Annotated in this window: 25 protein-coding genes; 8 read left to right on the top strand and 17 right to left on the bottom strand. The window is 63.6% G+C overall.

The features are described from left to right. Positions 1 to 16: 16 nt before the first annotated feature. Positions 17 to 1,216: a polysaccharide biosynthesis/export family protein gene (locus tag JQ633_RS00190; RefSeq protein ID WP_211981107.1), complete on the bottom strand. Its 1,200-nt coding sequence runs from the start codon at positions 1,214 to 1,216 to the stop codon at positions 17 to 19. Between the two features lie 467 nt (positions 1,217 to 1,683). On the opposite strand from JQ633_RS00190, the gene JQ633_RS00185 reads away from it, so the two are divergent. Then, on the top strand, positions 1,684 to 2,418 hold the full coding sequence (locus JQ633_RS00185; RefSeq protein ID WP_211981105.1) for a metallophosphoesterase family protein: 735 nt from the start codon (positions 1,684 to 1,686) through the stop codon (positions 2,416 to 2,418). Positions 2,419 to 2,856: 438 nt separating this feature from the next. On the opposite strand, the gene JQ633_RS00180 is transcribed toward JQ633_RS00185, so the two are convergent. Then, on the bottom strand, positions 2,857 to 3,090 hold the full coding sequence (locus tag JQ633_RS00180) for a hypothetical protein (RefSeq protein ID WP_211981103.1): 234 nt from the start codon (positions 3,088 to 3,090) through the stop codon (positions 2,857 to 2,859). 99 nt (positions 3,091 to 3,189) lie between these two features. On the opposite strand from JQ633_RS00180, the gene JQ633_RS00175 reads away from it, so the two are divergent. Beyond that, a complete protein-coding gene (locus JQ633_RS00175; RefSeq protein ID WP_211981097.1) occupies positions 3,190 to 3,501 on the top strand; it encodes a hypothetical protein in 312 nt (103 codons plus the stop codon). Between the two features lie 7 nt (positions 3,502 to 3,508). Here JQ633_RS00175 and JQ633_RS00170 read toward each other — a convergent pair whose 3' ends face one another. The 4 genes from JQ633_RS00170 to JQ633_RS00155 form a co-directional block, all read right to left on the bottom strand. Beyond that, positions 3,509 to 4,528, bottom strand: coding sequence for an NAD-dependent epimerase (locus JQ633_RS00170; RefSeq protein WP_249158656.1), 1,020 nt, complete (start codon positions 4,526 to 4,528; stop codon positions 3,509 to 3,511). Positions 4,529 to 4,669: 141 nt separating this feature from the next. Beyond that, the gene (locus JQ633_RS00165) at positions 4,670 to 5,071 is read right to left on the bottom strand and encodes a hypothetical protein (protein ID WP_211981095.1); all 402 of its coding nucleotides are present in this window, start codon (positions 5,069 to 5,071) and stop codon (positions 4,670 to 4,672) included. Between the two features lie 59 nt (positions 5,072 to 5,130). Further along, positions 5,131 to 5,403: a hypothetical protein gene (locus JQ633_RS00160; protein ID WP_211981093.1), complete on the bottom strand. Its 273-nt coding sequence runs from the start codon at positions 5,401 to 5,403 to the stop codon at positions 5,131 to 5,133. Between the two features lie 405 nt (positions 5,404 to 5,808). Next, a complete protein-coding gene (locus JQ633_RS00155) occupies positions 5,809 to 6,108 on the bottom strand; it encodes a hypothetical protein (protein WP_211982837.1) in 300 nt (99 codons plus the stop codon). Between the two features lie 330 nt (positions 6,109 to 6,438). Between JQ633_RS00155 and rfbA the strand changes: the two genes are divergently transcribed. Together rfbA and rfbB are read left to right on the top strand one after the other, a co-directional pair. After that, entirely contained in the window at positions 6,439 to 7,323 is an 885-nt protein-coding gene (gene rfbA, locus JQ633_RS00150) for a glucose-1-phosphate thymidylyltransferase RfbA (protein ID WP_211981090.1), read from the top strand. Further along, positions 7,320 to 8,414 (top strand): dTDP-glucose 4,6-dehydratase, encoded by a 1,095-nt coding sequence (rfbB, locus tag JQ633_RS00145; protein WP_211981087.1) that lies wholly within the window; start codon positions 7,320 to 7,322, stop codon positions 8,412 to 8,414. The genes rfbA and rfbB overlap by 4 nt, the downstream gene beginning before the upstream one ends. A 35-nt stretch (positions 8,415 to 8,449) precedes the next feature. On the opposite strand, the gene JQ633_RS00140 is transcribed toward rfbB, so the two are convergent. Beyond that, positions 8,450 to 8,602, bottom strand: a complete 153-nt coding sequence (locus JQ633_RS00140) for a hypothetical protein (protein WP_211981086.1) — start codon at positions 8,600 to 8,602, stop codon at positions 8,450 to 8,452. A gap of 250 nt (positions 8,603 to 8,852) precedes the next feature. Here JQ633_RS00140 and JQ633_RS00135 point away from each other — a divergent pair, with 250 nt between their 5' ends. Together JQ633_RS00135 and JQ633_RS00130 are read left to right on the top strand one after the other, a co-directional pair. After that, a complete protein-coding gene (locus JQ633_RS00135; RefSeq protein ID WP_211981085.1) occupies positions 8,853 to 9,830 on the top strand; it encodes a Ku protein in 978 nt (325 codons plus the stop codon). 80 nt (positions 9,831 to 9,910) lie between these two features. After that, entirely contained in the window at positions 9,911 to 10,144 is a 234-nt protein-coding gene (locus JQ633_RS00130) for a hypothetical protein (protein WP_211981084.1), read from the top strand. Positions 10,145 to 10,147: 3 nt separating this feature from the next. On the opposite strand, the gene JQ633_RS00125 is transcribed toward JQ633_RS00130, so the two are convergent. Continuing rightward, positions 10,148 to 10,312: a Flp family type IVb pilin gene (locus tag JQ633_RS00125; RefSeq protein WP_211981083.1), complete on the bottom strand. Its 165-nt coding sequence runs from the start codon at positions 10,310 to 10,312 to the stop codon at positions 10,148 to 10,150. Positions 10,313 to 10,591: 279 nt separating this feature from the next. Here JQ633_RS00125 and JQ633_RS00120 point away from each other — a divergent pair, with 279 nt between their 5' ends. After that, positions 10,592 to 12,256, top strand: coding sequence for a thiamine pyrophosphate-requiring protein (locus JQ633_RS00120; protein WP_349631514.1), 1,665 nt, complete (start codon positions 10,592 to 10,594; stop codon positions 12,254 to 12,256). 157 nt (positions 12,257 to 12,413) lie between these two features. Beyond that, positions 12,414 to 13,628 carry an NAD(P)/FAD-dependent oxidoreductase gene (locus tag JQ633_RS00115; RefSeq protein WP_211981081.1) on the top strand — a complete coding sequence of 405 codons (1,215 nt, stop codon included), beginning with the start codon at positions 12,414 to 12,416 and terminating at the stop codon, positions 13,626 to 13,628. 105 nt (positions 13,629 to 13,733) lie between these two features. Here the strand turns inward: JQ633_RS00115 and JQ633_RS00110 are convergent, their stop codons facing one another. From JQ633_RS00110 to JQ633_RS00070, 9 genes are all read right to left on the bottom strand, one after another. Then, positions 13,734 to 14,975, bottom strand: a complete 1,242-nt coding sequence (locus tag JQ633_RS00110; RefSeq protein ID WP_211981079.1) for an ABC transporter substrate-binding protein — start codon at positions 14,973 to 14,975, stop codon at positions 13,734 to 13,736. A gap of 41 nt (positions 14,976 to 15,016) precedes the next feature. Continuing rightward, positions 15,017 to 16,495 carry an ATP-binding cassette domain-containing protein gene (locus JQ633_RS00105; protein WP_211981077.1) on the bottom strand — a complete coding sequence of 493 codons (1,479 nt, stop codon included), beginning with the start codon at positions 16,493 to 16,495 and terminating at the stop codon, positions 15,017 to 15,019. Next, positions 16,495 to 17,421 carry a branched-chain amino acid ABC transporter permease gene (locus JQ633_RS00100; RefSeq protein WP_211981075.1) on the bottom strand — a complete coding sequence of 309 codons (927 nt, stop codon included), beginning with the start codon at positions 17,419 to 17,421 and terminating at the stop codon, positions 16,495 to 16,497. Before JQ633_RS00100 ends, JQ633_RS00105 begins: the two co-directional genes overlap by 1 nt. A gap of 1 nt (position 17,422) precedes the next feature. Then, positions 17,423 to 18,298, bottom strand: a complete 876-nt coding sequence (locus JQ633_RS00095) for a branched-chain amino acid ABC transporter permease (protein WP_211981073.1) — start codon at positions 18,296 to 18,298, stop codon at positions 17,423 to 17,425. 112 nt (positions 18,299 to 18,410) lie between these two features. Further along, positions 18,411 to 19,595, bottom strand: coding sequence for an ABC transporter substrate-binding protein (locus JQ633_RS00090; protein ID WP_249158654.1), 1,185 nt, complete (start codon positions 19,593 to 19,595; stop codon positions 18,411 to 18,413). A gap of 324 nt (positions 19,596 to 19,919) precedes the next feature. Then, positions 19,920 to 21,536 (bottom strand): hypothetical protein, encoded by a 1,617-nt coding sequence (locus tag JQ633_RS00085; RefSeq protein ID WP_211981069.1) that lies wholly within the window; start codon positions 21,534 to 21,536, stop codon positions 19,920 to 19,922. A gap of 127 nt (positions 21,537 to 21,663) precedes the next feature. Further along, positions 21,664 to 22,458: a hypothetical protein gene (locus JQ633_RS00080; RefSeq protein WP_211981067.1), complete on the bottom strand. Its 795-nt coding sequence runs from the start codon at positions 22,456 to 22,458 to the stop codon at positions 21,664 to 21,666. Continuing rightward, entirely contained in the window at positions 22,455 to 23,921 is a 1,467-nt protein-coding gene (locus JQ633_RS00075; RefSeq protein ID WP_211981065.1) for a hypothetical protein, read from the bottom strand. The genes JQ633_RS00080 and JQ633_RS00075 overlap by 4 nt, the downstream gene beginning before the upstream one ends. Beyond that, entirely contained in the window at positions 23,918 to 25,477 is a 1,560-nt protein-coding gene (locus JQ633_RS00070) for a hypothetical protein (protein ID WP_211981063.1), read from the bottom strand. The genes JQ633_RS00075 and JQ633_RS00070 overlap by 4 nt, the downstream gene beginning before the upstream one ends. Positions 25,478 to 25,808 lie beyond the last annotated feature (331 nt).

Raw genomic sequence — 25,808 nt, 5'->3', positions numbered from 1 at the left:
GCGGTTCTGCCCAATGTTACGGCGCCAGCTTGACGTTGTTGCGGAAGATCAGCGCGTCGTTTGCGAGATTCACCGCGTCGCTGCCGGTCGCCATGATCACCCGCAGATACGTCAGGAACTTCTGGATCTCGTAGTTGCGCGAATTCGAGACATAGATGATGTCCTGATTCTTCATCATGACCTTGGTGGCCAGGAAGAAGCCACCCGGATCGCGCAGGTTCACCGCGAAGATCACCGGAATGGTCTCGGTGGTGTACTTGCTGACGTCGATGCCGAGCTGGGTGGCGACATCACGCGGCTCGCGGCGATAGAGGAAGATAGCGGCAGGATCGGCCTGCTGGTCGAGCAGACCACCGGCCTTGCCGACCGCTTCGCTCAGGTTGATGCGCCAAGCGTCGAAATTGTACTCACCGCTCGCACCGCTGGCACCGAACGCCATGAACTTCTGCTGCTCGCGGTAGACATAGATGCTGTCGTCGGGCCGCACATAGATATTGTTCTCGGGCGACATCACGAGATTTTCGAACGGCACGGTTGCGCGCTTGCCGCCGCGCTCGAGCATGACCCAGCTCTCGAAGCCCTGGCCCTTGATGCCACCACCCCGCGTGATCGCGTCAAGCACCCTGTCCTTGGCGCCGGCGAAGCTCGCCGGATAACGCGTCGGCGAATTGACTTCGCCGAGCACGCTGATCAGCTGCGTGCGCTGTGACGACATCGCGACCACGGCCTGCGGCTCGATGGCACGGTTCTTGATCTTGTCGGTGATCGCGCGCTGGATCTGGACGGCGGTACGTCCCGCAGCCTTGATCTGGCCGGCATACGGCACCGAGATATTGCCGTCATTGTCGACGGTCTGGTCAGGAATGGTGACGAAGTTGCCGGGACGAACGCCGGCTTCCGCCGGAATGAACAGACCGCCCGCGGCCGCTTCGAAGATGGTGACGCTGACCACGTCGCCGATGCCGAACACGATGTTAGCCGGCGGCCGCGCGTCGGTGAACACGCCCGCGAGTCCCTTGGGCTCATGCGTGTGCAGAATGTTCACGGTCGCTGCGTTGATCGGGATCAACTCATACGCCGGGCCGTTCCCGGTCTGCTTGCTCAGCACATCGTCCGTGAGCGGACCGGAACCCGGATTGGTGGAACAACCACCCAGCGCGAGTGCGGCGAGCAACAACGCCGACTTTACAAATTCCTTGCTTGCAAAGTGACGCATGCAGCAAACCCTACTCTTACCCAGCGCGCAACTCGTACGGACTTGCGGAGACTGCGACAAGACATCCGCTCCGATTGAAGACATGGAACACGGCTTTAAGTCAGCCGGTGTTGCGCTGACGCAACGACGACACCTTTGCGAGCAATCTATTCTGACTATTCGATGGCGCGTTGGTGTCGAATGTGCGCGGTTCATCTGCGCGCATCGTTGCACTATGCTTGCAAGACAACCGACATCATCATGCGCGCGTGATCGACATCATCGCAATGCTGCCGAAATTGTCTTCCAGCTGTCGTGATTGCGATCAGTGACAGGTGAATTCGGCGGCAAGCTGCTTGCGCGATCAGCAGAACGTTTCGTTGAAGGATTCACAACCACGAGTTCCAATGCACCTTGCGCTCGTCGGCGCAATTGAGGCATACGTCTTGAGTTCCCTCACCGGCCAAGCGGCCATTGGTCGAATCTGAATGGGGCTCTCCAAGCGCTCTCATCACGTCAAGCCCCGCCTTCCCGACGGTGTCCGCATCTACGCGATTGGAGATGTCCACGGCCGCGCCGATCTCCTTCAGTCGCTCCTGACCGTGATCGACGCGGATCTGCGCCGCTCGCGGCCGCGGCGTGCGATCCACGTCTTCCTGGGGGATTATGTCGACCGCGGCCCGGATTCGCGCGGCGTACTGGATTTGCTGATTCACCGGATGTGGACCCACGAAACGGTTTGCCTCAAGGGCAACCACGAGGTCTTCATGCTCGACGTCCTGAAGGATCCCGCAAAGCTGAAGGACTGGCGCCAGTACGGCGGCCTGCTGACGCTTGCATCCTACGGCGTGACGCCGACTCTGACCCCGACGCCGGAGGAGCAGATCGAGTTGATCGAGAAGCTGAGAGACGCCGTGCCGGAGGAGCACCTGACCTTCATGGAGAACCTGCCGTCGTCATTCACGTGCGGCGACTTCTTCTTTGTCCATGCCGGGGTGCGCCCCGGCATTCCGCTCGACCAGCAGCGCGAGCAGGATCTGCTTTGGATCCGCGATGAATTTCTGGAGTCGAACGAACGGTTCGGCAAATATGTCGTGCATGGCCATACCCCGGTCAAGGCAGCGGATATCCGGCCGAACCGTATCAATATCGACACTGGTGCCTACGCGACGGGCAATCTGACGCTGCTGACGATCCAGGGCGCCAGCATGCTGGCCATCTAGCGCGCAAGACGGCGTCGCATGTATGGACACATGCTATTAAGAATGGATGTGCGAAGCGCTTCGCGCGTCCCGCGAACAGCATCCACCTCACACGTTTCCGAATGTGTCGCTAGCGCCGCGCCGGGCTGCCGCTCCCGCGTGTTCTATTCCCGTGATACGGCGTTGCGCGAAAATACCGCGACGGCGAGGGATCGAAGCGCTGCGGCACATTCCGCGTCGCATTGGGGCGCGCCGGCTGCGACGGATTTGAAGTCGTGGCGGGGCGGTTCGGAGTCGAGGGATCATTGACCCCTTGCGCAAAGGCGGGTGATGCGCTGAGCACCCCGATCGCGATCACGGCGAACATTCTCATCATATTTCTCCGTGACGAGAACGCCGCGAAGGCCGGCCGGTTCCCGGCCGAACATGATGTCTCGATGTCGCATCGCGCGGCGCGAGCTACTTCTTTTCCTCGCCCGGAGGCGGATCGCCATCCATCTTGCCGCCGTTGGCGACGCATTGGGTGAAGTACTCGCGCTGCGCCTTGGCATTTCCCTTCGCGCTCCCGGCGGCCGGATTGCCGACCTGGCGCGGCGGAAAGGCTTTCGCAACCAGCGCATTGCATGCGCGCGCGACCTCGGCTGTCACGGCATGCGCCGGCGTGCCCGCGGAGCACCAAAGCAGAGCGGCCATCGCACAGCTCAACCTGAATTTTGCCATCATCACGGCTCTCCCACTCCGAGTGTCGGACATCACTATACCCCACGGACGTCGCGCCAAGGACACATGAGATTGACACATCAGCTTGGCAAATTCGAAATGACGGCTCTCACTCGGATCGCTCAGGTGGATATGCGCATGATCAAACAACGAATTGCAGCATCGACGATTGCCCTGCTGCTGCTTGCCCCGGTGGGCGCGCAAGCCCAGGGGACATCCGGCGTCACGCGCAGCGGCACGACGGCCGGCGGTGTGCCAACGTCATCGGGGCGCGCAACGCCGTACACGGCGGGAACGTCGACAGGCACCAGCCGGACCCGCGAAGGCACAATGGGCATGACGCCACAGCTTCAACGCGAGGTCGGCATCAAGAAGCAGCGCTAGAGCCGACTCAGACCTGGTGATAATCGCGGTACCACGCGACGAACTTCGCGATGCCGTCCTCGATCCGGGTCTGCGGCCGAAAGCCGATGTCACGCGCGAGGTCGGTGACGTCGGCGAATGTTTCCGGCACATCGCCGGGCTGCATCGGCAGCATGGTCTTCTCGGCCTGCCGCCCTAGTCCCTGCTCGAGCAACTCCACGACGTGCATCAGCTCTTCCGGCTTGTTGTTGCCGACATTGTAGATGCGCCACGGCGCCTTGCTCGACCCGGGATCCGGATGGTCGCCCGACCAGGCGGGATCGCCCTGTGGCACATGGCCGATCAGCCGCGCGATCGCCTCGACCACGTCGTCGACATAGGTGAAGTCGCGCCGCATGTTGCCGTTGTTGAACAGGCTGATCGGCTGACCCTTGCTGATGGCATCGGCGAACAGATAGAGCGCCATGTCCGGCCGGTACCACGGCCCGTACACGGTGAAGAGCCGAAATCCGGTGGCCGGCAGCCGATAGAGATGGCTGTACGAATGCGCCAACAGTTCGTTGGCCTTCTTGGTCGCCGCATACAGGCTGACCGGGTGATCGACATTGTCGTGCACCGAGAACGGCATCTTGGTGTTGGCGCCGTAGACCGACGACGAGGACGCGAACAGCAGGTGCTTGCACGAAGTGTGCCGGCAGCCCTCGAGCACGTTGAGAAAGCCTTCCAGATTGGAATCGGCGTAAGCGCGCGGATTGTGCAGCGAGTAGCGCACGCCGGCCTGCGCGGCGAGGTGGATCACGATTTCGAAGCGGTGGCGATCGAACAGTTGCTCCATCCCGGCCCGGTCGGCGAGGTCGAGCTTCTGGAAGCTGAAGGCAGGATTCTGCGTCAGGCGGTCGAGCCGCGCGCGCTTGAGCGCCGGGTCGTAGTAGTCGTTGAGGTTGTCGATGCCGACCACCGGCTGCCCTGCCCGCAGCAGGTGTTCGGCCATATGATAGCCGATGAAGCCGGCACATCCGGTGACCAGCAGGTTGCCCTGTATCGCCATGTCTCTGCTCGCCCCTCGCTCAGGCTCGCAAAGCTAGCCCACAAATGTCGGCCGCCGCAAACGCGTCAGGCCGCGCGGGGCGGCCCGGCGCATCGACACGGGGCGCAAGGACGAGTGTGGTAATCGGGCGCTGGCGCCGGTTCAAGGCTTGAAATCGGGAAACCGGCTCAGAACCGCGGCCTTCATGAACTTGAAATGGGCGATTTCGCTCGCCAGCTCCTTGAGCCGGCGCTGGCCGTTCAGGATCTCCTTGTCGAAGAGGTCCTGGTGATAATTATCGAGCGCCTCGCGCTCGAGATATTCGTCGGTGCCGTTGCCCAGCGTCACCGCTGCGCGGGCCAGCACGTCGTCCACCCGGCGGCTGAGGCCCGCCTGCTCGCTTTCGGCGGCCTCGAGAGCCGCATCGATCGCGGCCACGATCGAGGCGATCCGCTGGCGGTCGGTTTCGGCGTCCCGTTCCGGGGAGCGCGCCTTGAACCCCTCGCCGCCAAGCCTGGGCTTGACGAGGTTTTGCGCGCGGTTTTGCAAGAACAGCTGAAACATTTTGGGCGAATCCGATCCCGGCCTTCGTCGGTCAGCAGGTATCCCAAAATCGCCCGGTCTTAGTTAAAGACCGGTAAATTCCGCTCCCGGCCGGCCCGCCGATCCGCCATCCATCGCAGCCATGCGATATCATGCTTGCCATACAGTTCGACCCAGCGCCGTTCGGGGCCGGACACCGGCAGATCGGCGCCAGCGCCCTCGCCGTAAAGCGCCAGGCTGGCTTCGAGCCGCTCGAATTCGGAGGTCTCCTCCGCCGTCAGGCCGAACAGAACCCGCCGTCCGTTACCGTCCACGACATAGCGCCGGGGTGAGTTATTGGTCGGATCAGTCATGCTGTGACAACTCTCGCGCGATCCACGGGGCGGCCTGAACTCCGAGCATGCAACGAAGTTGCGAGCCCGTCTAGAACGCGCGGCGCGGATGACCGAACGCGCTCCGTGGTTCCGGCTTCGACCCGTCCGAATGATACGGCCAATGCGAGAGGTGTTGTGAGCGGCGTCTTTGCGAGCGCCAGGCTCGCGTTGCATATCCAGCGAAGTATCCGGCGGCAAACATCGCCGCAAGAATCAGGAGGGCAGTAGCCATTGCAGTCGTCCAGGTTCGGCAATCGCATCTAACGGAGTTAGAATTCGAACTTGTGACCACATCATGATTCAGCGCGCCGAAAGAATGGTCATCGCTTGAATTTTTTGTGCAACCAAACGCTGCAAATGTGATCAGTACGAACCATGCGCGTTTTACGAGAAATACCAGAGAACGAATCGCACGAACATCGAGCTCAACAGATAAACCCATCCTACCATCGCCAGCACGGTCAGCGCGACGAACACGCCGGAAACGCTGCGCTCCTTGAAGCGCAGCAGCAGCGACATCTTTTCCGGGTGAGATTGCATTTCCACGCTCGACTGAATGGATTCGGATTCGATATCAATCAAATTCGATGGTGTCGTGACGCAATTGCGCCGAACCGCTCCGTCGTCGATCGCCTCCCGCATTTGTGAATCGATCTCCGCTCGGTCGTCGCGAACGATGCTCACGACGAGATCACCAAATTTCAGGGGGGACTGATTATCGCGCCGAAGGCGCAGCGCAGGATTGCGCGGCAGGACACCTCGACCATCTCGCGGATGATGTCCTCGCGTCCACACGCCAGGATGCTTTGCATCGAAGAGAATGTCTCGCGGAGGCCGGGCGAGGATCGCCGCGGGACGCCGTGGAGACCTGACCCGACCCGCGCCGGATCGGCCGAGCGCCTCCCGCAAGTCCATGCACGGACGGCGTAAATCCGGCTGCGCCCCCATTCCACGGCGCAAATCTGTGCTACAGCTAGCCGGAGCAACCCCCAATTTTCGCGGGCGAGAGGTGCAATGAAGGGGATAATTCTGGCGGGCGGAACGGGGTCACGGCTGTATCCCGTGACCACGGTGGTCTCCAAGCAGCTGCTGCCGGTCTTCGACAAGCCGATGATCTATTATCCCCTGTCGACGCTGATGCTCGCAGGCATCAAGGATATCCTGATCATCACCACGCCGGATGATCAGCATCTGTTCCGCCGGCTGCTCGGCGAAGGCGGCGAGTTCGGCCTCAACTTCTCCTATGCCGTCCAGGAGCAGCCGCGCGGCCTCGCCGATGCCTTCATCGTGGGGCGCGATTTCGTCGGTAATGACAGCGTCTCGCTGATCCTCGGCGACAATATCTTTTACGGTCACGGGCTGGGCGACAAGCTGAAGAAGGCCGGCGATCGCGCCAGGGGCGCGACGATCTTCGGCTACACGGTCTCCTCGCCGCAGAGCTACGGCGTGGTCGAGCTCGATGCGCAGGGCCGGCCGGTCTCGATCGAGGAGAAGCCGGCGCAACCGAAATCCGACGTCGCGGTGACCGGGCTCTATTTCTACGACAATACGATCCTCGACATCGCAGCCTCGATCAAGCCGTCGCCGCGCGGCGAGCTCGAGATCACCGACATCAACCGCATTTACCTCGAACGCGGCGAGCTCTCGGTCGAGATGCTCCATCGCGGCTTCGCCTGGCTCGACACCGGCACGCATTCGTCGCTGGTCGAGGCCAGCCATTTCGTCCAGATCCTGGAGCAGCGGCAGGGCCTGCGGATCGCCTGTATCGAGGAGATCGCGCTGCGGATGGGATATATCGGCCTCGATCAGTTCCACGCGCTGGCGCAGCGCACAGCCAAGAGCAGCTACGGCGAGTACCTGCTCTCGGTCTATCACAGTTTCGCGAAGTCGCAGCGATGAGCTTGAGCGAGGGCCGGGCAACGATCTTCGTGACGGGGGGAGCCGGCTTCATCGGCTCGGCCGTGATCAGGCATTTGCTCGACACGACCGACGTCTCGGTCGTCAACATCGACAAGCTGACCTACGCGTCGAACCTTCACTCGATTCCGCAGGCCGCGGCACAGTCCGCACGCTACCGGCTGAGCAAGACCGATATCTGCGACGGCGAGGCGTTGCGCGCGCTGTTCGTGCAATACCAGCCGCAGGGCGTGATCCATCTGGCCGCCGAAAGCCATGTCGACCGCTCGATCGACGGCCCCCAGGATTTCATCAGCACCAACATCAACGGCACCTTCGTGCTGCTGCAGGAGGCGCTGCGCCACTGGCGCGCGCTGCCGCCGGCGGAACGCAGCACGTTCCGCCTGCTTCACGTCTCGACCGACGAGGTGTTCGGCTCGCTCGGCCCGCACGGCGCGTTCACGGAGCAAAGCCCGTATGCGCCGAACTCACCCTATTCCGCCAGCAAGGCCGCGTCCGATCATCTGGTCCGCGCCTGGTGCGAAACCTACGAGCTGCCCTGCCTGATCTCGAACTGCTCCAACAATTACGGCCCCTATCAGTTTCCCGAGAAGCTGATCCCGCACATGATCATCAAGGCGCTCGCCGAGGAGCCGCTTCCGGTCTATGGCGACGGCCAGAACATTCGTGACTGGCTCTATGTCGAGGATCACGCGCGCGCGCTGCACATGATCCTGACCCGTGGGCGGATCGGCCAGACCTACAATGTCGGCGGCCGCAACGAGCGGACCAATCTCGACGTGGTCGAGACCCTGTGCGCGTTGCTCGACCGGCTGCAGCCGTCCGATCACGGCGCACGGCGGCGGCTGATCTCGTTTGTGGCCGACCGCCCCGGCCATGACCGGCGCTATGCGATCGACGCCTCCAAGCTCGAACGCGAACTCGGCTGGACCGCGATGGAGAATTTCGACAGCGGGTTGGAGAAGACTGTCCGCTGGTACCTTGCCAATGTGCCGTGGTGGCAGTCGATCCGGACCTCCGGCTACGAGGCGAAACGGCTTGGTCTCGCGGAAACCATCCGTCCGGGTAGCTAGCAGCCGCCCCGAACGCCCTATCCAATCAATCCGCGTCAGACGCGGAAAAATGCGAACCAGACGATGCCGAGGATCAGGACGGCGAGGCTCGTCGAGGCCGTGAGAAGTGCGAGGACCGAGGGGCCCGGCTCGGCCTGGCGGGCTTCGGTCGGCGTTTCGGTGATCTGGCCGTGTCGTTCCGTTGCCATGGGGACCTCTCTGCTTAAGTGCCTGTAATTCCGGGCAATTGCCCGTCCCCTTCGAACAGCCAACGCATGATCAAGAGCGATGTTCCGGCATGGCGCTGCGCCCTTGTGGACAATCCTGCGGCGCGTCAAACCGGCGCATGGCGAAGCTACGGTTAACGCCGTTGCGAGATTCAGCGGGCCGCATTGTTTCAAACCGGGGTTCCCGGTGTTATCCTTGACCATTCCGTCGGTTGCGTAATCGGAGTTCCCCATGGCCCCCCGCGCCAACTGGAAAGGCTTTTTGCGCCTTTCGCTCGTGACCTGCCCCGTCGCCCTGTACCCGGCGACCTCGGATACCGAGAAGGTCTCGTTCAACCAGATCAACCGCAAGACCGGCCATCGCATCAAATACGCCAAGGTCGACGCCGAGACCGGCGAGGAAGTGTCATCCGACGACATCATGAAGGGCTACAAGGTCGACACCGACACCTATATCGAGGTCACCAAGGAAGAGCTCGACGACATCGCGCTGGAATCCACCCGCACCATCGAGATCGACGAGTTCGTGCCGCGGTCGGAAATCGACAGCCGCTATCTGATCCGCCCCTATTATCTCGTGCCCGACGGCAAGGTCGGCCATGACGCCTTCGCGGTGATCCGCGAGACCATCCGCAGCATGAACAAGGTCGCGATCGGCCGCGTGGTGCTGACCAACCGCGAGCACATCATCGCGCTCGAGCCGCTCGACAACGGGCTGATGGGCACGCTGCTGCGCTATCCCTATGAGGTGCGCAGCGAGAAGGAATATTTCGACGACATCCAGGACGTGAAGATCACCAAGGACATGCTGGATCTCGCCAAGCACATCGTCGAGCAGAAGTCGGCCGAGTTCGAGCCCGAGGATTTCGAGGACCGCTACGAACAGGCGCTGATCGACCTGATCAACCAGAAGCGCAACGGCATCAAGGTGGCGAAGCCCGCCGCGAAGGCGAGCGGCAACGTCATCAACCTGATGGACGCGCTGAAGAAGAGCCTCGCCAGCGAGAAGGAGGCCGCTCCCGCCAAGGCCGAGGCAAAGGCGGCGAAGGGCAAGAAGCCGAAGAAGCGCGTCGAGGGCCAGCGCGAGATGCTGCTGCCGATCTCGGGTAGCGGCAAGCGCGAGCCCAAGGAGGCCGTCAAGCCCGAGCCGAAGAAGGCCGAGAAGCCCGTGCGCGCGCAGAGCGCGGCCGCACGCAAGAAGGCGGGCTGACCGGGCGGATCGCGGCTGTCGGATGATTGCGATCGGCCGCGCATGAGCATGATCCGGACCCGAAGGCGGCACTAGCGCTAATGCCCTGGTCGACGCCCTTCGACGATCCGATTGCGCTGCGCCGCGGCAGCCTGGTGACGCTGCAGCAGGCCGCCGACTACGTCATGAGATTGCCCGAGGATACCCAGCAGGAGACGCGCTGGCAGATCGCCGTCGAGCATCTGATCAATGCTGCGGAACGCGGCGGTGGCTGGCTGATGTTCGCGCGGATCGCGATGCTCCGCGCGCTGAACGGGGATGGCGAGGAAACCTGAGACTTACTTCAGCGACGTGCTGACCGCTGCGAAACGCGTGCTCAGGCTGGTGCCGATGCCGTTGGCGGCAGCGACGATCACGATGCTAATTCCGGCTCCGATAATGGCGTATTCGATGGCGGTCGCCCCGGCCTCATCGGAGAAAAATCTTGCCAGCAAGGATCGCATAGAAAGCTCCTGTCGACGCCCGCGGATATTCTCCCGCGCCGTAGAAATATGCCAGCAAAACTAGGTCACATTGGTTGACGGTGCCTTGATGGACAGGATGAACGATCGCTTAAGGGTTGTAGAGAATTTCACTGCTAGTTCTGCCTGTATCATCCAAGGGCACCGGGCCACATTCCCCGTAAACGCATATCAGGACTACCCGATCCGGCCCGCGGCTCGGCTTTACCGGCTGCGCAAAATCCTGTTCCTTTATCGGACAGGACGACAACGAGGCCGGAAATAAACCGGCCACATTCGAAGGGAGTGACCATGAAGCTCGGCACCGCGATCGCGGAAATCATGAAGCGCGAGGGCATCGAGATCCTCACGGGCTATCCGGTCAACCACCTGATCGAATATGCCGCCGCAGCCGACATCCGCCCGGTCATGGTGCGCCAGGAGCGCATCGGGGTGCACATGGCGGACGCGATTTCCCGCGTCACCTCGGGCGAGAAGATTGGCGCATTCTGCATGCAGCACGGCCCGGGTGCCGAGAACGCGATGGGCGGCGTCGCGCAGTGCTACGGCGAATCCGTCCCCGTGCTGGTGCTGCCGATGGGCTATGCGCGCCGGCTCGCCAACATCGATCCGAACTTCAATTCCAGCCAGGCGATGAAGGCGTTCTCGAAGTCGTCCGAGCCGATCAACATCGCGGCCGAAGTCGGCAACATCTTCCGCCGGGCATTCACAAAACTGAAGAACGGCCGCGGCGGGCCCGTGATCGTCGAAATTCCCGCCGACATGTGGAATGAGGAGGTGCCGGAGCCGCTCAACTACACGCCGGTGCTGCGCACCCGCTACGGCGCCGATCCCGTGCATGTGAAGGAGGCCGCTGCCCTCCTCGTCAACGCCAAGCGTCCCGTCATCTATGCCGGCCAGGGCGTGCATTATGCAAAAGCCTGGCCGCAGCTGAAACGGCTCGCCGAGCGGCTCGCGATCCCCGTCTGCACGAGCCTCGGCGGCAAGTCGTCTTTCCCCGAGACGCATCCGCTGTCGCTCGGCTCCGGCGGCGTCGCCATGCCGCGCGCGGTGCCGAAATTCCTTGCCGACGCCGACGTGATCTTCGGCCTCGGCTGCTCGTTCACAGAGACCTCGTTCGGCGTCGCGATGCCGAAGGGCAAGACCATCATCCATTCGACGCTCGATCCGAACCACATCAACAAGGATGTCGAGGCCAAGGTCGGGCTGGTCGGCGACGCCGGCCTGGTGCTCGATGCGCTGCTGGAGGAGATCGGCAAGACCGTGACCTCGGACCGTAATGCCGGCGCGGTAGCCGAGGAAATCGCTGCAAGCCACAAGGAGTGGCTCGCAAAATGGATGCCGAAGCTGACGCACAACGACGCGCCGCTCAATCCCTACCGCGTGCTGTGGGACCTGCAGCACACCGTCGACATCCACAACACCATCATCACCCATGACGCCGGCAGCCCGCGCGACCAGCTCTCGCCGTTCTGGAAGTCGGTCGAGCCGCTGTCCTATATCGGCTGGGGCAAGACCACGCAGCTCGGCTACGGCCTCGGGCTCGCGATGGGCGCCAAGCTGGCAAAGCCGGACAAGCTCTGCATCAACGTCTGGGGCGATGCCGCCATCGGCTTCACCGGGATGGACTTCGAGACCGCGGTGCGCGAGCGCATTCCGATCATGTCGATCCTGCTCAACAATTTCTCGATGGCGATCGAGCTCAAGGTGATGCCGATCTCGACGGAAAAGTACCGATCGACCGATATCTCCGGCGACTACGCCGCGATGGCCCGCGCCTTCGGCGGCTATGGCGAGCGGGTGACCAAGCCGGAAGACATCATCCCCGCCATCAAGCGCGGCATCCAGAAGACCAAGGAAGGCGTGCCGGTGTTGCTGGAGTTCATCACCAGCAAGGAGACCGAGGTTTCGCGTCCGGGGACGTGAGGCTCCCGTAGCCCGGATGGAGCGAAGAGCAATCCGGGAATCGCGCCATCGGCGATAGCGGGTCCCCGGATTTCGCTTCGCTGCATCCGGGCTACAGGCTTGATTTACACGGGCCCGCACAGGCAAGCTCCCTCCGATCGAAATGTCGGAGGAAGCGATGGCGCGTATCCTGGTGCTGGGTGCCGGTTTTGCCGGACTGTGGGCCGCACTCGGCGCCGCGCGCAAGCGCGAGGAGATCGGCGCGCGCGCCGCGGACACCGAGATTCTCGTCGTCGATCGCAACGCCTATCACAACATCCGGGTGCGCAACTACGAGACCGATCTCAGCGACGTCGCGCTGCCGCTGGCCGGCCTGCTCGATCCGGTCGGCGTCAAGCACCTGGCCGCCGAGGTCGAGGTGATCGATCCGGCAGCGCGGCAGGTCACGGTCGCAACCGGCGCCGGCAGAGAGGTGCTGACCTACGACCGGCTGGTGCTGACGACCGGCAGCGAGCTGGTCCGCCCGCCCATTCCAGGCCTCGCCATCCATGGCTTCGATGTCGATACCTATGACGCCGCGATCGAGCTCGACAAGCACCTCGCGGCGCTCGGCAAGCAGCCGCCCTCGCCCGCGCGCACGACCGTGGTCGTCGTCGGCGCCGGCTTCACCGGGATCGAGGTCGCGACCGAGATGCCGGACAAGCTCGCGCGCGCCGGCATCACCGGCGAGCGCCGCATCATCCTGATCGATCCCAATCCGGTGGTCGGCGCCACCTTCGGCGCGCACGGACGCCCAGTCATCAACGAGGCGCTGTCGGCGCTCGGTGTCGAGACCCGGCTGGGCGTCAGGGTCAGCGCCGTCGATGCCGGCAGCATCACGCTCGATACCGGCGACGTCATCCCGACGGAGACCGTGGTCTGGTGCGCCGGCATGCGCGCCAGCCCGCTCGCCGCGGCGCTGCCGGTGGCACGGGACGGGCTCGGCCGCCTCGCGGTCGACCACTTCATGCGCGCCGAGGGTCTTGCCAACGTGTTCGCCGCCGGCGACGTCGCGGCCTGCCTGATCGACGGCAAGCATCCGACCGTGATGTCCTGCCAGTTCGCGCGGCCGATGGGCCGCTTCGCCGGCCACAACGTGGTCGCGGATCTCCACGGCGAGCCGATGCTGCCGCTCGACATCGACTGGTACGTCACCGTGCTCGATCTCGGCGGCTGGGGCGCGCTCTACACCACCGGCTGGGACCGCGAGGTGCACACCACGGGCGCGGCGGCCAAGGCAACCAAGCAGATCATCAACCGCCAGCGCATCTATCCGCCACGCGATGGGGACCCTGCCGCGCTGTTCGCCGCCGCGGCGCCGACGATTCAGGCGGCGCCGCCGACGAAGAAGTGAAAGTCTTTCCGCGTCATTGCGAGGAGCGAAGCCACGAAGCAATCCATCTATCCCCGAGTGGGACGATGGATTGCTTCGCTTCGCTCGCAATGACGGTGCTGAGGCTTACTGCGACAGCTTTACAAAATTCGGAAACTTCATCTCGCCCTCGGCGATCGCCTTCGGCCAGACCGTGATCTGCTTGCCGTTCTGCCACTGGAACACGAGGCCGGTCACAGCGCCCGGACCGGACTTGATGCCGTGGGTGAACTCGTCGTTCTTGCCGTAGAACTGGATCTTGCCGATGGTGCCCTCGAAGTCGGTCTTCTCGAGCTCGGTCACCATCTTGTCCGGATCGGTCGAGCCGGCGCGCTGGATCGCCTCCGCGATGATGTAGACCTCGTCATAGGCGGTGTAGCCGGTATAGGCCGGCGGCGTGCCGTACTTGGCCTTGAAGGCGGCCGCGAACGGCTTCGTCTTCGGCGTCACCGCGACGTCGGGGGTTGCGACCGCGAGCGACGGCACGCCCTCGGCGGCGCCGTTGGTGTCGCCCCAGAACGACGGGCTCAGCGCTTGTGCCGAAATGCCGAACATCGGGATCGGCACCTGCTGGTTCTTCCACTGCACCGTCGGCTGCACGCCGACATGGGAGATGCCGGTCACGATCACGTCGGGCTTGGCGGCCTCGATCTTGTTGAAGATCGGCGTGAAGTCGGTGGTATCAGGCGAGAAGCGGATGTGCTCGACCACCTTCAGCCCGGCCTTCGGCAGGCAGGCCTCGTAGCCGATATCGAGCGGTTTGGTCCAGGCCGCATCCTCGCTCATGATCGCCGCCGACTTGAACTTGAGCTTGTCGGCGAGCAGCTCCTTGGCGGCATCGCAGACCAGTTGCGCCTGCGCGGCCGAGGTCAGGTAGCCGTGGAAGGTGTACTTGTTCTTCTCATAGTCATTGTGTACCGCCTTGGTGATCTCGTTCGACGCAGCGCCGGGCGTGATCAGCGGCATCTTCAGCCGCGACGCCCACGGCTCCAGCGCCAGCACCACCTCGCTGATGTAGCTGGCGATCACCGCCGACACCTTGTCCTCGCTGACCGCGCGCTGGAAGGCGCGCACCGAGTCCGCCGATGACGACTTGTTGTCGTAGGTGACGATCTCGATCTTGCGGCCCATCACGCCGCCCTTGGCATTGATTTCGTCGGCGGCGATCTGCGCGCCGCCCGGCGTCGCCGCACCTGCGATCGACTGCACCTCGGCGATCACGCCGATCTTGATCGGATCCTTCGACTGCGCATAGGCCGGCGCCGCGAGGCAGAGCGCGATCGCCGAAGCCAACAGGCTCGCGCGAGTGGCTGCTGAATATCGTGACATGATGATCTCCCTTGTTTTGCTTTGTTGTTAATCTTCCAACGTCAGAGAAAGTCCTTGCCCGCCTCGGCGGCGAACCGGCCGGGATCGCCTTCCCAGACGATCCTGGCGTGCTCCAGCACATAGACGCGGTCGGCATGGGGAAGCGCGAAGGTCACGTTCTGCTCGCCGAGCAGCACCGTGATCTTGGTGGTCTGGCGCAGCTTCTCCAGTGCCTTCGACAGCAGCTCGAGGATCACGGGCGCAAGGCCGAGCGTCGGCTCGTCGAGGATCAGGATCTGCGGCTGCATCATCAGTGCGCGGCCGATCGCCAGCATCTGCTGCTCGCCGCCGGACAGCGTCTGCGCCATCTGCCCTTGCCGCTCCTTCAGGATCGGGAACAGCTCGAACAGCCAGGCGAGCTGCTGCGCTCGCGCCGCATCGGACAGATGCTGGCCGCCGAGGTCGAGATTCTCCCGCACCGTCATCTCGCCGAACAGCTCGCGCGATTCTGGGCACTGCACGAGGCCCGAGCGGGCGATCTTTGCGGGCCCTGTGCCGCGCAGCTTCTCGCCACCGCGGATGATGTCGCCGGTGTACGGCAGGAAGCCGGAGATGGTGTTGAACAGCGTGGTCTTGCCGGCGCCGTTCAGCCCAACGATGGAGACGAACTCGCCCTCATGGACGTGGATCGAGACGTTCTCGAGCGCCTGCGCCTTGCCGTAATGCACGCTGACATTCTCGACCTGCAGCAACGGCACCTTGTCTTTGAACGAGGTCTCGGGCCGCGCATGGGTCTCGATCGCGCCGCCGAGATAGACCCGCCGCACGGTCTCGTTCTTCATCACATCCTCGGCGCGGCCGGTCGTGATCTCCTCGCCGAGATACATCGCGAGCACGCGGTCGACCAGCGCCGCGACGCTCTTGACGTTGTGATCGACCAGCATCACCGCGCGGCCCTCGTCGCGGAAGCTGCGGATCAATGTAGAGAACGTGCCGACCTCGGCGCTGGTGAGGCCGGCGAAGGGCTCGTCGACCAGCACCACTTTTGGATCACGCGCGATCGCCTTCGCCAGCTCCAGCCGGCGCAGATCGGCGAACGGCAGCGTCGGCGGGCGGCGGTCCATCACCGCGCCGAGGCCGACGCGCTCGGCGATCCATTTGGCACGCTCGGTCAGCGCCTTGTCGGGGAATAGCATGAACAGGCTGTCGGGCAGCAGCGCGACCATGATGTTCTCCAGCACGGTCTGCCGGTTCAGCGGCCGCGAATGCTGGAACACCATGCCAAAGCCCTTGCGCGCGATCTTGTGCGCGGGCAGGCCGGCGACGTTCTCGCCCTCGAACAGCACCTCGCCGGCGGTCGGGCGCTCGATGCCCATCACGCTCTTCATCGCGGTCGATTTTCCCGAGCCGTTCGGCCCGATCAGGCCGAGGATCTCGCCGGGATGCAGTTCGAAGGAGAGATTCTTCACAGCGGTGAGGCCGCCGAATCTTTTGGTCAGTCCGCGGACGGAGAGCGTTGCAGTGGTCACAGTCTGATCCATCAAGAGCGCGCCTCGCGTGACAAGGCCGCTCCGAGGAAACCGCCGGGAAAGAACAGGACGACGAGCAGCGCGACCGCCGAGACGATGAAGGTCGCCAGCTCGCCGGTCGGCCGCAGGAACTCGCCGGCGACGATCAGGAAGATCGCGCCCAGCGCTGCGCCCAGCACGGTGCGCCTTCCGCCGAGCACGGCGGAGACGATGACGTTGACGCCGACCGCGACGTCGACCACGGTGCCGACAGAGGCGGTGCCGAAGTAGAACACCAGCAGCGCTCCCGACAGCCCGGAGAAGAACGCGCTGACGATGAAGGCGGCGAGCTTGTGCTTGACGATGTTGAAGCCGAGCGCGCCGGCCTGCACCGGATCCTGGCCGCTCGCCTGCAGCACGAGTCCGACCGGCGATTGCGACAGGCCGTAGAGGATCGCCGCGCTGATCGTCATGAAGCCGAGCGCAATCCAGTAATTGGCGCCGGCATTGATGGTGATGACATCGGGGATGGTCAGACCGATCTCACCGCCGGTGAGATCGGCGAACACCACGATGAAGTTCTGCAGCATCAACACCGCGACCAGCGTGGTCAGGCCGAAATACGGCCCCCTCACCCGCAGCGCCGGCAGCGCCAGCACGAAGCCGGCGATGACGGAGGCCAGCGCGCCGAGCAGGATACAGAGATAGACCGACCAGCCGAACTGGTTGTTGAGGATCCCCGCCGTGTAGGCGCCGGTGCCGATCAGGAAGGTCGGCCCGAAATTGACCTCGCCGGCGAAGCCGAACAGCAAGTCCCAGGCCATCGCGAACACGCCGAAATAGAATGCGACGGTGAGCAGCCCGAGCACGTAGCCGGAGACGTAGAGCGGCAGCGTCGCGGCGACCACGACGCAGGCGAGCGAGATGAAGAACAGGCGCGAGGTGAAGAAACTGGCCATCTCAGCGCCTCCCCAAGAGGCCCTGCGGCCGGATGTACATCACGAACACAAGCAGCAGCAACGCCGGAATGGTGCGGTAGGCCGGCGAGATCAGATAGGCCGTCAGGGTTTCGAGATAGCCGACGACGAACGCCGCGATCAGCGAACCGGACACGCTGCCGAGGCCGCCGAGCACCACGATCGAGAATGCGCTCGCAGTGAGCGGCCCGACGCTGTAGGAGCTGACGCCGAGGAACATGCCGAGCAGCACGCCGGCGATGCCGGCGAGAATGCCGTAGATCCCCCACACCACGATGTAGATTTGCGTGAGCTCGAGCCCGAGCAGCGTGACACCGCGCGGATTCATCGAGGCCGCCAGCACCGCCTTGCCGGTCCGCGTGCGGTTCACCAGCAGCCACAGCAGGCCGATCACGAGGCAGCAGACGATCGCGGTGAAGATCTCGTTGCGCGGGGTGCGGACGCCGAAGATGGTGACCACGCCCTCGATGATCGGCAGCACCGTCTTGGCATTGTTGGTGAAGAAATAGGCGATCAGCTCCTGGATCATGATGCCCCACAGCAGGGTGCCGGTGAGGACGAAGATCTCCTTCTCCTCATTGGGGATGCGCCGCGAATTCTGGATCGGCTTGACGACCGCGAAGTAGGTCGCAAACGCCACGATCAGCGCGACGCCGACACCGACGAGTGCCCCCGAGTAGGTGTCGAGGTGCAGCACGCTGGCCGCGGCCCAGGCCGCGACCGCCGCAGCCACCATGATGGCACCGTGGGAGAGATTGAGCACGCCGGAGACCCCGAAGATCAGGGTGAAGCCGGTGGCGCCGAGGGCATACAGGGCACTGATGGCGAAGCCATCGATCAGGATTTGTAACGCAAGCATCTCGGATTAGCCGCGGCAGCAGGGCTACCTGTTTGTGGAGGACGCGTGGCTTTGGAACACGCGTGGCTTGAAGAAGAATGCTCCCGGCCGGGGCCGGGAGCATTATCCCTTGTTAGTTCGTCGCCTTGACGAAACTCGGGAACTTGAGCTCGCTCTTGGCGACTTCCTTGGGCCAGACCGCGACCTGCTTGCCGCCCTGCCACTGCAGCATCAGCCCGGTGATCAGACCCTTGCCGTATTTGATCGAGTGGGTGAACGGATCGTCCTTGCCGTAGAACTGGACGCGCCCGATGGTACCTTCCCAATCGGTCTGCTCCAGCGCCGCGACCATCTTGTCGGCCTCGATCGAACCGGCGCGCTTCACCGCGTCCGCGATGTAGTAGACCTCGTCATAGGCGGTGTAGCCGGCATAGGACGGATAGTTGCCGAAGCGCTTCTTGAAGGCTTCCGCGAACGGCACCGACTTCGGCGTCACCGCGACGTTCGGCCCCGACACGCCCTGGTACAGCACCCCTTCGGCGGCATCGTTGGTATCCTTGCCGAAGGTCTCGTTGGTCGCCTGCGAGGAGATGCCGAACATCGGGATCGGCACCTGCTGGTTCTTCCACTGCACCGTCGGCTGCACGCCGACATGCGAGATGCCGGTGATGATGACGTCCGGCTTCGCCGCCTCGATCTTGTTGAAGATCGGCGTGAAGTCGGTGGTGTCGGGCGAGAAGCGGATGTGGTCGACGACCTTGAGCCCGATCTTCGGCAGGCACTCTTCGTAGCCGACGTCGAGCGGCTTGGTCCATGCGGCGTCCTCGCTCATGATGACGGCAGTCTTCATGTGCTTCTGATCGACCAGCAGATCCTTGGCGGAATCGCACACCGACAGCGCCAGCGCCGCCGAGGTCAGATAGCCGTGGAAGGTGTACTTGTTCTTTTCGTAATCGGCGTGGACGCTCTTGCTGATCTCGTTGGAAGCAGCTCCCGGGGTGACAAAGGGCGTCTTCAGCCGCGAAGCCCACGGCTCCAGCGCCAGAACCACCTCGCTGATGTAGCTGGAGATGACGGCGTTGACCTTGTCCTCATTTACCGCGCGCTGGAATGCGCGCACCGAATCCGCCGAGGAGGAGTGATTGTCGTAGGTGACGATCTCGATCTTGCGGCCGTCGATGCCGCCCTTGGCGTTGATCTCGTCGGCGGCGAGCTGCGCCGCCTGCGGGATCGACGCGCCGGCGATCGCCTGCGCTTCGGCGATCACGCCGATCTTGAGTGTATCTGCGGCCAGTGCGCCATTCGGGGCTGTCGCCATCAGGCCAAGGACAGCTACTCCCGCGAGTTGTTGCAACGCATGAAACGTTATTCGGGATGTTTTTCTCACTCTGTTTCACTCCTCTTGTTCTTCGGCTGCTTCGAGCTCTGTTGGGGCGCGACTATAGCTGCGACAAAACGCGCAGCAAGTGAAACTGCGTGCAGATCGCCATGCGTTGATGGCAACTAAAGTAGTGGGTGGGCGCAGCTGAATATGCTCACGCACTGGGCAGACGCGTTTGCGCCGTCGCACGAACCCTGCTTCAGGCGGCCTGCAGCGCCGCGAATTTGAGCAGCGCGGACCGGCGGAAAAAACAGCGTTTAGTCAGGACGCGCTCGAATCGGTCGGCCCGAATATCCGCTGCAGCAATCTGACGATCCGCCAGTCCTGGCTGCCCGTGGCAACCACGATCCGCCGGAAACTGCGGTAGATGTCGGCGTAGAGCCTGCCCAATATCGATATCGATTCGCGCGCCAGCAGTTCCGGGAATTTCCGCCGCACGTCCTCGACGAGTTCGCGGACATCGCGGGCGGAGAGCAGCAGCGAGCGGTCAGAGCCGGTCAGGACCGTCTCGCAGCAATAGACGCGGCTCCAGCCGATCTCACCGGCGAGCCAGCCCATTTTGCGGGCCATCTCCTTGATGGTCCCTCGCGGCGGCACCTCGACGAGGTGCAATTTGGCGATACCACGTTCCGTGAAGTAGCTGTCAATCAGATGCGCCAGCGTTGAATCGCGCATGTCTTTCCCCGTGCCATCATGCGCGATTTGGACGTCATTCTCCTCCTGCGGGCGCGGCCGCAGCGCAAATGCGCGAACGGCCGAGTCCGGGCGCCATGACTGCAACGCCGACTCTTCTTGAAGAGACAGCGCCACCAATGGTGGCGCGTTCCCGCTGCGAATTGTCAGCTTGGTTGGTGTTTCCGTCCGCGCCAGCAACGCGACAAGTTCTGGAAATCCAAGCTGGCTGATCGCTGCCTGGGCCGGTTCGCGTATGGTCTCAAGCCGGGCCGGCGACGTGACCGACAGGATGCGCGACCATTGCGCGATCGAGAGCAGGCCGCCACGCCAGTGCAGGAAAATATCGTTGGCGTAGCGCGCAGCCATCATGAGGTCGAACACCGACATCCTGTCGATCTTGTCGAACGGCTCCTTGCGCCGTACCGCTCCCTCCATCGGCCATTGCCATTGGCGCCAATAGATTCCTTCAACGGCGGTCCATTCACCGACCGGCAGCCTCTTCTCGTGTTGATGCCGGCTCAACTTCTTCCTCAGGTCCGCAGCCCAGCCGCCGAGCAGCTTGGGATCGGTCAACTCATCGGCGTCGGCATCGCGACGCAGCGCCGCAGCTGCGTCCCTGACGACAGCAACGATCCGGTCAGTCAGCGCCGACGTTCCCGTCGTGTTCGCGACAACGCTGTCAGCCTGCGTCACGACCTCACGCAGCGCCTCGAGGATGCGCTTCGGCGTGTCGACGTTGTCGAACTCGCCGACCTCCTCGATCGCAGCAACTCCACGCAGCAGGGCCTGCCGCGGATCGTCCGAGGTCGAGCCTTGCGCTGCGATGGTCGCGACCCAGAGCCCGGCTTCAATGGTCCGGTGCCAGGTCCAGAGCATGCGCAAATAGTTGCGCAGTTCCTCAACCGCATCACGGGTCCCCTGATCGATCAATTCGCCGCTCTTGGGCAACGTCTCGATGCGGCCACCCAGATTGTCCCGCACCCGTTGCCGCGCGTCTGACGTCGAGTTCCAGGTCGGATTGAGCGGCAACAACCGCGCATTGCCGACCGCGAGTTGCCCGCGGTCGGAGTCACCCAGCAGATTCTTGATGGTATCGGACCAGCTATCGAGCGCGTCGAGCGCCGCTCGCGCATATCCGATTTCGTCTTCGGCGTCTCGCGTCGTGGCAAAGCCGAAGCGGTCGGCCGTGAACTGGAAATACATCGTTGCGATCCGCTTCGGCTCGTCAGTCGCGCGATAGCGAGCCTCCGCGGTGTCGCCCTCGGTCGCCGCGGCGGCAAGTGATGCGGGCTTACCCTTCCGCGGTCTCGGCCGGCGCGGCTTGCGGTCCTCAGCCATTGGGCGGTGTTTCTCCGTTCGTGGCCGCCGGCGGGCCGTGCTGGGCCAGGTTGACCCTGTAGGTTGCGATCGGCCGGGCGCGGTTCGCGACATCGGCAAGTTCAAGCCAAAGCCGCCGATCGGCGTCCGGCAGCTCGTCGGCATATTGGTTTGTCTTGCTCTGAATGTTCTTTGGCTCGGCAAGCAGCTTGAAATACTTGTCCAGCACGCCCTCGAACAAATAGTTGACCGTCGCCGGCGGAATGAAAGTCTTCCACTGGTCATCCTCCGGTTCGCCGCGCGAGCGACGCCACAGGTGGTTGAGCAGGTCGTCGCGCGTCATCGCGAACTCCGTGATCCCTCCTTCGGGCGACATCTCGCCGGGACCTCGCTCATGGTAGAAGCTCGGCATGTAAAGCGTGTCGTAGATGTACTGCGCCACGATCGGCGCCTCGTTGATGCGCTCCTTGACTTCCGGCGCACGTGTAATGATTTCGATCGCGAGCTGCATCGCCAATTGCTGGCGGTAGAGCGGCCGGGCGAACGGCAGCGACGGGCTCTGGTGCAGAAACTCGCCCTTCGCGTTGACCAGACCCTTGAGCCGGCGCTGGAAATCGGATGCCACCATGCGCGACTGGTAGACCAGGATCGTGCCCCACGCCATCAGCCCGAGCTTGAGGCGGAACTCCTCCTCCTTCGGCCAATGCTCGGTATCGACGATATCGAGCAGATACTGCCGATAGGCATCCGCATCGTAGTTCACGAAGATACGATGATTGTAGAACGTCTTGGACGTCGGGTTGGTCACAATGCCCTCCCGCCGTCGAGTTGCTCCTTGGCGACAAGGTTCTCGTAATAGTCGCGATTGGTCAGGAACATGAATGCGGACTGATCGGTGACGATATGCTTGGTGAGCTTGAGAAAGTTGTTCAGCGACTGCATCGCGTTGTCGACCTTGTCGAGTTCATCGAGCACGATGATCGGCGCGAATCCCGCGTCCTTGACCCGCTTGAGCAGCAGCGGCAGGTCGCGCTCGAGCCGATCGATGTCCCATTTGATGTCCATCGTCAGCTCCCTGCGCATCTCCTGACGCGCGGTCCTCGTGCCATAGGTCATCGCGACCCAGCTGCCGAGCCAAACCAGCAGGCCGGTCCCGACGCTGGCTGCCAGGGTCGTAATCTCTCCGCTCTGCGCCACGACCGCGGCAAGCCCGCCGGCTGCGGTCCCGAGCACCGGAGGCGTCACCTTCTCCGCAGCCGATTTGGGCTTCGTGTCATCATCCTTTTTCTTATCGCCGCCCTGCGGCATCGCGAACTTGACCTCTTGCGCATATTCGGACTGCTGCTTGCGCGCGAGGATTTCCTGCGGCTTGCTGATGATGACGCGGTAGGCGTCGGCACAGGAGGCAAGCGCCACGATCTCGCGGATCCCCTGGTCGGAGGGGATGCCGGCGATCTCCGGCGGCTTGCTGTCGCGCACCGTACGGCCGTCCTTCTTGGTCGCTGGGCGCAAGTAGAACGCGACACCGCTATGGAGAAATCCGGCGCGCTCCCAGATCTTGCGCAGCACGTCCGGATCGGGCGCGCGCTCCAGCCGCAAATCAAGATGCGCGCGTAATGCCAGCAGCTCATGTTCGGTCCGGCGCCGCTCGGGCGCCTCGCGGGCCGCGGCAAGCCAGGCATCGTAGAGCGCAAGCGAAAGGCCGCGGTAGAGCGCGGTCACGATCAAGCGTAGCGCCCGTTCCTTTTCTTCCGGCACCTTGCTGCCGTCCGCGTTGGCGCTGCCGTTCCCTCCTGGTGCAGGCGCCGGTGTCACCGGCGGCGCCGGGTTGTTGACCACGACGATCGGCGGGACCGCCGCATCTGCGGCCGCGACCGTGACCGGTGGCGGCGCCATCTCGCTTTCCTTCGGTTTCTCCGCGACCGCTTTCGGATCGATGATCGTCGGACCGTGCAGGATCAGCGGCAGCGGCATCAGTCCCTTGGTGCATTCGGTCATCACGCGCTGAATAGCGAGCTTGACCAGCGTGGTCTTGCCGGCGCCGCGCTGGCCGGCGACCAGCACCGAGAGGCCGTCGATCTCGCCGTGGCAGTAACGCAGCAGCTCATAGACGACCCGCTTGAACGAGTCGGATTCCATATGGCCGCCCTTGGGGATGTCCTCGTCGAACGCCCGCAATTTTCGCAGCGCCAGGCGCGACAGCGGCTCGGGAGCCCCGTCGTCCTTCAGCTTGTAGTTGACCCGCGGAACGTTCTGCGGAGTTGCGGTCAACGGCATATCCCATGCGCCTCCACGCGCGCGATGCGGTTGTAGGGCTCCGAGGCCGGGTCGTCCGTTGAAGGTGCCGATGCGATCCGGACGACCAGCTGCGGCACCCTCATTTTGAGGAACTGCTCGACCGCGCTCGCACGCTGCCGCGCCAGCCCCGTATTCCTGTCGGCAACGCCCTGCGCATCCGCGGAGCCAAAAATCAAGACCGCCGGCTGATCGATATGGTTGAGCTCGTCCGAGAGTTCGGCAAGCTTGTCGAATGCTCCCCGCGTAGGCTCTGATGCGGCCTTGTCGAAGAAGACGGACACCGTGCGCTCATACTGGCGCGGACCGGCTGCAGCGGAGGTCGAGCGCGACGCTCCGTCGCTGCGATCGAAACAGGATGTTCTCGTGGGGGTCGGTGTGGGCCTTGGCGTTGAAGGAGGTTGCGGCACGTCGACGAGCCGGGGCTGCTTCAGGAATGGCTCGATGCGCTCGAGCACATTGGTCTGCGCGATGAGTCGCCGCTGCACTTCAACGACTGCGCCGCCCACATTGGAAACCTCACCCGCGACGGCCGGGACCTGCTTGACATCGAGATCGCGCAATACGCGCTCGATGTCGTCGAGCACGGCGAGCTTACGGCCCTGGCCATCGAGCTGGGTCCGCACCTCGCCGAGCGTTCGGCTCACATTGCCGACCTCTCCCGCGATGGCCGGGACCTGCTTGATATCGAGGTCACGCACCAGGCCTTCGATGTTGCCGAGCGCGGCGAGCTGACGGCCCACGCCATCGAGCGAGGTCCGCACCTCGCCCAGCGCGCCGTTCAGACGCCTCGCCTCCTCGAGGATCGCCGGCCCGCTCCGCTGTTGCTCCCATTGCGCCATGCGTCCGTCGATTTGGCGAAGCGCATCCAGCTTGCCGTCCTGGCGCGTCAGGATCGACTGGATTTCGCGCAGGCTCTCGCCGAGGCGCTGCAGCTGTGGAACGAGCGCCGGATCGATGCTCACCGACTGCGGCTGACCGGTGAGCTTGTCCCGGATACCCTTGACCTCGCCGGTGAGCCTGTCCGCCGCCGCGATGATGGGGGCGATCTCGACCACAGCAGGCCCCGGGGTCGGCTGCGGCGTCGGCTTCGTTGCAACCATGCCGCCGGTCATCCCCATATAGGCCAGCGCGCAGAGGCCAATCGTCAGCCAGACCGCTCCGACAAACAGTCCCGCCCGAACGATGCTCTCGATCACGCCGACATTCTCGACGTCCTCGCCGACGCCGAACCAGGGCACCTCGAAGATGCGGCGCAGCCCGATCAGTTCGCTGAACAGCCACCAGATCAGCACGACAACGAGGAAGGCGCCGGCAGCGCTTTCGATGAATGAAACAATGCGCAGGGCCCGGCAGGAGAGCTCGATGATGGTCCCGAATGGAAGATGAAGCTCGCAACGGTTGTCCGCCGGCTCGCTGGTTCCTCCCTTCAGCAGGATCAGCAGCAGCGGGAGGATCACCGGCAGCGCCAGCACCAACCATGCCCGGGCCGACGGGCTCGGCACCCAACGACTGGACCTGCGGGCGGCCATGTTGACCTCGAAAACGCGATGGTACTCAGCAATACCACCTATGGTAGCTCAATTCTCTCAGGTTGCAATGATTCATTGCTACTGTTCTAAATTGAGGCAGTGGGTCGCTTGTGGAACCCGCACAGTCCGCCGCGCCGGCGTTGTTGCACCGAGTCGATCGATGCGGTCGGAACCCGATCTTCCCTGCGCCCAATGCAACTCGCTCAAACAATGCCGCGAGAATGCGAAACCGCATCTACGTCCACCGCCGTCATCGCCCTGCTCGACCGGGCGATCCAGTACGCCGCGGCTTCTCGACTCAACCACGACTGCCTCTGGAATACTGGATCAC

Source organism: Bradyrhizobium tropiciagri, from assembly GCF_018130505.1.
GTDB classification, from domain to species: Bacteria; Pseudomonadota; Alphaproteobacteria; order Rhizobiales; family Xanthobacteraceae; genus Bradyrhizobium; species Bradyrhizobium tropiciagri_B.
Note: the sequence above shows the minus strand (reverse complement) of the source record. Positions and strands in the feature narration are given on the sequence as shown.